Here is a 7114-nt window from a genome sequence, read left to right as displayed (position 1 = left end):
ACGCAATGGAAAAAGACAGACAAGATTGCTTACACGCAGGCATGAACGTATTTGTCACCAAGCCGATCAGGCGTGAACAGATCCTCAACGCACTAGAAAGCGTAGTAACCAAAAATAGTTAAATTAAGAACTAAGAGCAAACCTAATAATCTGATTCTTAGGTTTGCTCTTAGTTCTTAATTTAACTATTTTTGGTTACTACGCTTTCTAGTGCGTTGAGGATCTGTTCACGCCTGATCGGCTTGGTGACAAATACGTTCATGCCTGCGTGTAAGCAATCTTGTCTGTCTTTTTCCATTGCGTGAGCCGTTAATGCGATAACTGGAAGTTCCTTATTGAACTTTCGAATTAACTTCGTTGCTGTCAAACCATCCATTACAGGCATGGATAAATCCATTATCACTGCGCCATAGTCTGTATTCCTGGTTTTTAAGTGCTCCACTGCGTCTTGACCATTAGAGAGTGTTGTTACGCTGTAACCTACCTTTTCTAACATCAATTTGATGACCATTTGGTTCGTCAACGTGTCTTCTACTACCAGGACATTTGCAGGTCTTATTGCTCGTGGCTCTAGTTCGCTTTCTCGTAATCTAGCTTCTGTTTCTTGGCTTTTTTGACTGACAGGAAATGAGATTTTAAATGATGTCCCAACAGCGAGTTCACTTTTTACAGATATATCACCACCCATGAAGTCAACAAGTCGTTTGGTGATAGCAAGACCTAACCCTGAACCACCATACTTTCTTGTTATAGAACTGTCTGCTTGTTTGAATGGTGTAAACAATAAACTTAGCCGAGAACTGTCTATGCCGACACCTGTGTCGCTAATGAATATAGACAGTGCGTCATTTCGAACACATGCTGAAATCTTGACGCCACCTGTATGAGTGAATTTGATGGCATTACCAAGTAGGTTAAATACGATTTGTGTGAGTCGAATTGGGTCTAGCCAGTAGAGGTTTGAATCAAGAGCGGTAAAGTCCCTTGTAAAGGATATATGTCTTTGGGATGCGTCCTCGAAATATTGTTCCGTTGCTTGAAATAAGCAGTCTTTAAGGTTAAACCACTGGTTTTGTATAGAAAATTTTCCAGATTCAATTTTTGTTAGATCTAAAATATCATCAATTAATACGAGTAAATGCTCTGCAGAAGATTCCATTTTTGAAAGCATTTTTAACTGCTCTTTTTTTATAAGATCGTCTTCTAGAATTTCAATAAACCCAAGTACGGAGTTTAGAGGCGTTCTCAATTCATGGCTCATCATGGCTAGGAACTGGGTTTTAGCCTGGCTCGCTTGCTCTGCTTTTTCTCTGGCAAGTTTCAGTTCATTCGTTCGAATAGCAACCAGTTCGGTTAGGCTTTCTTTCTGTTCAATGTCTATTAGAGCTCGCTCTAAAAGTGGTCTGAAACGTGACAACGTATCGCGTGTCGACATTGAAAACTGCCCTTTTCTTCCGCCTAACAGCATAACGACTGACTGAGAAGTAGCTGCATTTATTCCTGTCACTAATGCTGAATTAATCTGATCTTTTACAAAGCTGCTTAGGTTCGAAAACTCAGATAATTCATTGGGGGCAAAAAGGATAATGCAGTCGCCGTTTAAAACTCTCAAAAACTTAGAGTCTTGCGGCCACATAAGATTAACGAATGCGGAATTAGAGGTAAGGAATGTTTTAAAGGATGTTTCATTTGGTGTTTTACTTAATACAACAAAGTCATCAAAATCGATGTAAAGAGCCAGTGTTCGCTTCAACTCATGGAATATTTCATGCTTATTTTTTGAACCTGTAATGGCTGAAATAGAATCTAAAATGGCTCTATTTTCCAGCGCTAGCCTCGCCTCTCTTTGTTGGCTTCTTTTTAGTTCTAGTAGCGTTTCATTAAGTTCTTCTTCGATATTCATTACTATGCACTAATTTAATTTGAGTGGAATACTGCTGACGAGATCATCAAGTTGCCGTGGGCATTCTTACCATCAATAAACCTCCCCTGCTCCCCATAAGTAAAAGGACATATAAACGGCCGGTTGTTAAGCTCTTGAAGGATGTTTTTGAAAACGTCATGGATATCTTGCTTCAAATAGAGCATAGCACCTGCACATATTATACAAATGGCGCCAATAACATCGTTCTCAAATTGAATTTGGTGTTTGGTCTCGTTGATAATTCTAGATGCTCTCGCGATGAGTTGCTTCTTTCCCCCAGACATCAAGGTTACTTCATCCCCCTGCTGAACGTTGGTAAACAATAATAGGCCTTTGTTATCCGTGATATTTATCGGATGAGAAAGTTTATAGTAGGGTTTCGAGTACACCTTCCCAACGGATCTTCCAATTGGAAACTCTGTGACGAGATCAAATACAAAGTGGTTCGGTAGTTCAATCCCAGCGTGATCGCTTATCCATTCCAAGTAAACATCTTTCGCTGGTTGATGGTCAATTTCAAGTAGCTCTCTATTATTTGCTTTAGTAACCGTTCCAATGAACTCTGTTGGTGAGTACCCGGCGCTAAGGCCCGCTGTTACATTTTTGGAGGAGTAGAATAACTGCAATGCTAGACCAGCAGTCGTTGAGCCAGTTTCCGTGAATATAGACCAATGTCCTTCGATTCGGTCATCAGCGGCACTTCCACCAATGATAGGCACTTGGGTGTGAAAATACTCATCAATGGCTTCTATTAAGGGCTCTTCAATACCAGGAGTTGCATGTAGAACAATGAAACTAGGCACTTCACCAATTCTATTCGCTTTTTTCAGCGCTTGATTCAAGGCTTCGTTTGCTGATTCTTTAATATCATGAAATTCGTTTGTTTCGACCAAAGCTGAGCCATAGGCTGAACTCTTCTCATCTTGTATTGTAAGAACGCCAACGACAGGTCCAAAGTGAACCCCCTTTTCTGTCATCACGCCTTTGCAGCTGGAGCACCCAATAATTGGTATGTTTGGCAATAACAGATGGAAGGCTTGTTGTAATTCTTTCGCTGAATACTCTTGTGTGAAATAACAAATCACCGCAGACAAATTGTCATGAGAGATGCTGGCTACGATCTCTTTAACCGCACTAAGCGGAGCTGACTTGTGAGAAATGTGAGTATTGAACTGCATAACGTCATCTTTGTGTTATTAGCGTCTACTGTTTTATACAATAAAATTGCATACCTAACTATGTCTACACTGATTAAAAGAACTATTGAGGCATGTTATTAATAGTAACTTGATATATATCGTTATTTGCGAATGTAAACTTGAACGATTGAGGTTGGCTACGTGATGATTTTGAAAGACTTAGTGTGGATTGATTCTCATTTGAATCTATTACTTCTAATGTACTGTAAACGTCTATATTTGGGTCGTTAACGGTCAGTGTTAATTGATCTTGACTGAATACCACTTCAATATTTGTGTTTTTTACATTAAATGAACAAGTAGTTTGCTGTTTACAGTCGACAGATTGAGCTTCTGAATGCGTGATTGTTCGCCAACTGAATGCCCCGATTAAAATAGCGAGGGTGATTACTATTTGAACAAGTCTTCCTTTTGTTAGGGCTTGAGCTGCCATTGATATTCTCTCTCCACGTAATTAAGTTCAAATTTTTCAAAAAAACCCACAAAACCTGACCGTTTGCAAGGTTACTGAGCTGTCATTAAATTGTTAATTCAAGTATAGTTTCGCCTTGAAAGTGCCACTTTTTAAAAGTTGATAATGGAATTGAATTGCCAAATTAAGGCTTATATTTCCAAAGGATTTGGGTGGCATTACGACACTTGTCGTGTTGGAAGTAAAGTGTAGTTAATAAAAAAATGGAAGCATGCAAATGAGCCAAGAAAAGCAGCTTGAACAAAACTACAACTATACAGTCGTTCGTCAATTTACCCTTGTGACCATTCTTTGGGGTATTGTTGGCATGGCTGTTGGTGTTTTGATTGCCGCTCAACTAGTTTGGCCCCAGCTGAACTTTGATACTCCGTGGCTGACATACAGTCGCTTACGTCCACTGCATACTAATGCAGTTATTTTTGCGTTTGGTACTAGCGCCCTTTTTGCAACATCTTATTATGTTGTGCAGCGTACTTGTCAAACTCGTTTATTCGGTGGTCTTCTTGTCCCGTTCACTTTTTGGGGATGGCAAGCAATTATTCTATCAGCAGCGATTACGTTACCTTTAGGTTTAACCTCAGGTAAAGAATACGCTGAGTTAGAATGGCCAATCGATATTGCTATTACTCTCGTTTGGGTAGCGTATGCGGTTGTGTTCTTTGGAACATTAATCAAACGTACAACCTCCCACATTTATGTAGCAAACTGGTTTTTCGGTGCCTTTATCATCACTGTCGCGGTATTGCATATCGTAAACAGCATGGCAATTCCGGTATCAATGGGTAAGTCTTACTCATTATATTCTGGTGCTATCGATGCGATGATACAATGGTGGTATGGCCATAACGCGGTTGGATTCCTTCTTACTGCTGGTTTCTTAGGTATGATGTATTACTTCGTACCAAAACAAGCAGAACGTCCTGTTTATTCTTATCGTTTGTCTATCGTTCACTTCTGGGCGCTAGTCTCTCTATATATTTGGGCTGGTCCTCACCACTTGCACTACACTGCGCTACCAGATTGGACTCAATCTCTTGGTATGGTGATGTCTTTGGTTCTATTCGCTCCATCTTGGGGTGGTATGATCAATGGTATTATGACGCTATCTGGTGCATGGCATAAGCTTCGTTATGACCCTATTTTACGTTTCTTAGTTGTTTCTCTGTCTTTCTACGGTATGTCCACCTTTGAAGGCCCTATGATGGCAATTAAAACGGTTAACGCTCTTTCTCACTATACGGATTGGACAGTTGGTCACGTTCACTCTGGTGCGTTAGGTTGGGTTGCAATGGTCTCTATCGGTTCAATTTATCACCTAGTACCGCGTTTATTTGGTCAAGAGCGCATGTACTCAGTCTCACTGATCAACGTTCACTTCTGGTTAGCAACGATTGGTACGGTTTTCTACATTGTCGCAATGTGGATTTCAGGTGTAATGCAAGGTCTTATGTGGCGCGCTGTTAACTCAGACGGTACGTTAACTTACAGCTTTGTTGAATCTGTAGAAGCATCTTACCCATTCTACTTTGTACGTTTCCTAGGTGGTTTAATCTTCCTATCAGGTATGTTCTTACTGGCATACAACTCGTACAAAACAATCACCGCGCCTAAAGATAGCCTTAAAGCTATCCCTCAACCGGCTTAAGGAGATTTAAGAATGAGCTCGAATTCAAAAAACTGGCATGAACTAATCGAGAAAAACGTTGGCTTATTGGCAATTCTTATTGTTATAGCAATCAGTTTTGGTGCATTGGTTGAAATTGCTCCGTTGATGTTTCAAAAGCAAACGAATGAACCAGTAGAAAATTTACGCCCTTACACCGCTCTGGAAATGGAAGGTCGTGATATCTATATCCGTGAAGGTTGTAATGTTTGTCACAGCCAAATGATCCGTCCTTTCCGTTCTGAAACGGAGCGTTATGGTCATTATTCTGTAGCAGGTGAACACGTTTGGGAACACCCATTCCTATGGGGTTCTAAGCGTACTGGTCCAGATCTGGCGCGTGTAGGTGGTCGTTATTCTGATGAGTGGCATCGTGTTCACTTAATCGACCCTCGTGAATTGGTACCAGAATCAAATATGCCTGGCTTCCCTTGGTTAGAAACCAATATTCTTGATGGTAAACATACTCAGAAGAAGCTAGAAATTTTCCGCAATCAATTTGGTGTTCCTTACACTGATGAACAGATTGCTAACGCAAAGCAAGATGTAGAAGGTAAATCAGAGATGGATGCAATCATCGCTTATCTTCAATCTCTTGGTCACGCAATGAAATAAGGCATAATTATGGATATTATTACTTTTCAAAGTGTTTGGACTGTTACCGTTTTTGCTTGTTTCATGGGGATCGTTTGGTGGGCTTACGGAAAAGACCGCAAATCTCGTTTTGATGAAGATGCGAACCTGGTATTTGATGACGAATTACCAACGAATAAAACAAACGAAGGAGTGACTAAATGATGAGTACATTCTGGAGTGTTTTTGTCACCGTAATCAGTATCGGTACATTGATTGGCTGTGCCGCCCTACTTCGTTGGTGTATTAACGATAAGACAGGCGTCGAGTCTGGAGAGGATATGGGGCATGAATACGATGGTATTCGCGAACTAAACAATCCTCTACCTAAATGGTGGTCTTATTTGTTCGTGAGTACCTTAGTCTTTGCTGTTATCTACTTCATCCTGTATCCAGGACTTGGTAACTTTAAAGGTGTTCTAGGTTGGACAAGTTCTGATCAGACAGTACGTACCATCGAAGAATCACGTGCATCTGTTGCGGCTTCTCAAGCGAACAAACACCTTGATCAATATGCAAAAGAACTTGATGACGCAGACACTTATTTTGGTGAAGCATTTAAGCGACTTGCTTATGAAGAGAACGGCACTGACTTGCGTTCAATTCCTGCAATTGCGGCTGATGAAGAAGCAGTAAAAGTAGGTCAACGTTTGTTCTTGCAAAACTGTTCACAGTGTCATGGTTCCGATGCTCGTGGTCAGAAAGGTTTCCCTAACCTAACTGATGATGCATGGCTGTATGGTGGAGAACCAGAAGCGATTGTTACCACGATAATGCAAGGTCGTGTTGGCCAGATGCCAGCATGGAAAGATGCATTAGGCGAAGATGGGGTTGCTGAAGTTGTAACTTACACATTAAGCCTTTCAGGTCGTTCAGTGAATGCACGTGAAGCAGCGGCGGGTAAAGCTCGATTCGTTGTGTGTGCAGCGTGTCACGGTACTGATGGTAAGGGTAACCCTGCTGTTGGTGCACCTGACCTAACTGACCAAAACTGGCTATTTGGTGGTTCGCGTAAAGATGTAACAGAGACAGTAATGAACGGTCGTTCGGGCGTAATGCCAGCTTGGAAGGATATTCTAGGCGAAGATAAAGTTCAGCTAGTTTCCGCTTACGTTTGGGGTCTAACAAACTCCGAAAAATAAGTAACAATTCAATAACAGCCCCTTTATAAGGGGCTGTCTTTTCTATAGTTTTATATTCTTCTTTCTTTAGTTGTAGAGCTG

Annotated in this window: 7 protein-coding genes; 4 read left to right on the top strand and 3 right to left on the bottom strand. The window is 40.9% G+C overall.

The window, feature by feature from the left end:
* Positions 1-181: 181 nt before the first annotated feature.
* From BCU12_RS21950 to BCU12_RS21940, 3 genes are all read right to left on the bottom strand, one after another.
* A complete protein-coding gene (locus BCU12_RS21950) occupies positions 182-1903 on the bottom strand; it encodes a response regulator (RefSeq protein ID WP_102406730.1) in 1722 nt (573 codons plus the stop codon).
* Between the two features lie 14 nt (positions 1904-1917).
* Entirely contained in the window at positions 1918-3033 is a 1116-nt protein-coding gene (locus BCU12_RS21945) for an FIST N-terminal domain-containing protein (protein ID WP_241909892.1), read from the bottom strand.
* 151 nt (positions 3034-3184) lie between these two features.
* A complete protein-coding gene (locus BCU12_RS21940; protein ID WP_102406726.1) occupies positions 3185-3556 on the bottom strand; it encodes a hypothetical protein in 372 nt (123 codons plus the stop codon).
* 256 nt (positions 3557-3812) lie between these two features.
* Here BCU12_RS21940 and ccoN point away from each other — a divergent pair, with 256 nt between their 5' ends.
* Genes ccoN through ccoP form a run of 4 tightly spaced genes read left to right on the top strand, consistent with a single transcriptional unit; the run spans position 3813 to position 7033 of the window.
* Positions 3813-5240, top strand: coding sequence for a cytochrome-c oxidase, cbb3-type subunit I (ccoN, locus tag BCU12_RS21935; protein ID WP_198599409.1), 1428 nt, complete (start codon positions 3813-3815; stop codon positions 5238-5240).
* 12 nt (positions 5241-5252) lie between these two features.
* Positions 5253-5873, top strand: a complete 621-nt coding sequence (ccoO, locus tag BCU12_RS21930; RefSeq protein ID WP_102406723.1) for a cytochrome-c oxidase, cbb3-type subunit II — start codon at positions 5253-5255, stop codon at positions 5871-5873.
* A gap of 9 nt (positions 5874-5882) precedes the next feature.
* Positions 5883-6056, top strand: coding sequence for a cbb3-type cytochrome c oxidase subunit 3 (locus tag BCU12_RS21925; RefSeq protein ID WP_102406721.1), 174 nt, complete (start codon positions 5883-5885; stop codon positions 6054-6056).
* Positions 6056-7033 carry a cytochrome-c oxidase, cbb3-type subunit III gene (ccoP, locus tag BCU12_RS21920; RefSeq protein WP_102406731.1) on the top strand — a complete coding sequence of 326 codons (978 nt, stop codon included), beginning with the start codon at positions 6056-6058 and terminating at the stop codon, positions 7031-7033. Before BCU12_RS21925 ends, ccoP begins: the two co-directional genes overlap by 1 nt.
* Positions 7034-7114 lie beyond the last annotated feature (81 nt).

The organism is Vibrio sp. 10N.261.55.A7 (assembly GCF_002877365.1).
In the GTDB taxonomy this organism is placed as follows: domain Bacteria; phylum Pseudomonadota; class Gammaproteobacteria; order Enterobacterales; family Vibrionaceae; genus Vibrio.
This window is presented reverse-complemented; position numbering and strand designations above follow the sequence as displayed.

Coding starts and splice junctions, on each gene's coding strand:
- BCU12_RS21950 (WP_102406730.1), bottom strand. CDS start 1,903: ATGAATATCGAAGAAGAACTTAATGAAACGCTACTAGAACTAAAAAGA.
- BCU12_RS21940 (WP_102406726.1), bottom strand. CDS start 3,556: ATGGCAGCTCAAGCCCTAACAAAAGGAAGACTTGTTCAAATAGTAATC.
- ccoN (WP_198599409.1), top strand. CDS start 3,813: ATGAGCCAAGAAAAGCAGCTTGAACAAAACTACAACTATACAGTCGTT.
- ccoO (WP_102406723.1), top strand. CDS start 5,253: ATGAGCTCGAATTCAAAAAACTGGCATGAACTAATCGAGAAAAACGTT.
- BCU12_RS21925 (WP_102406721.1), top strand. CDS start 5,883: ATGGATATTATTACTTTTCAAAGTGTTTGGACTGTTACCGTTTTTGCT.
- ccoP (WP_102406731.1), top strand. CDS start 6,056: ATGAGTACATTCTGGAGTGTTTTTGTCACCGTAATCAGTATCGGTACA.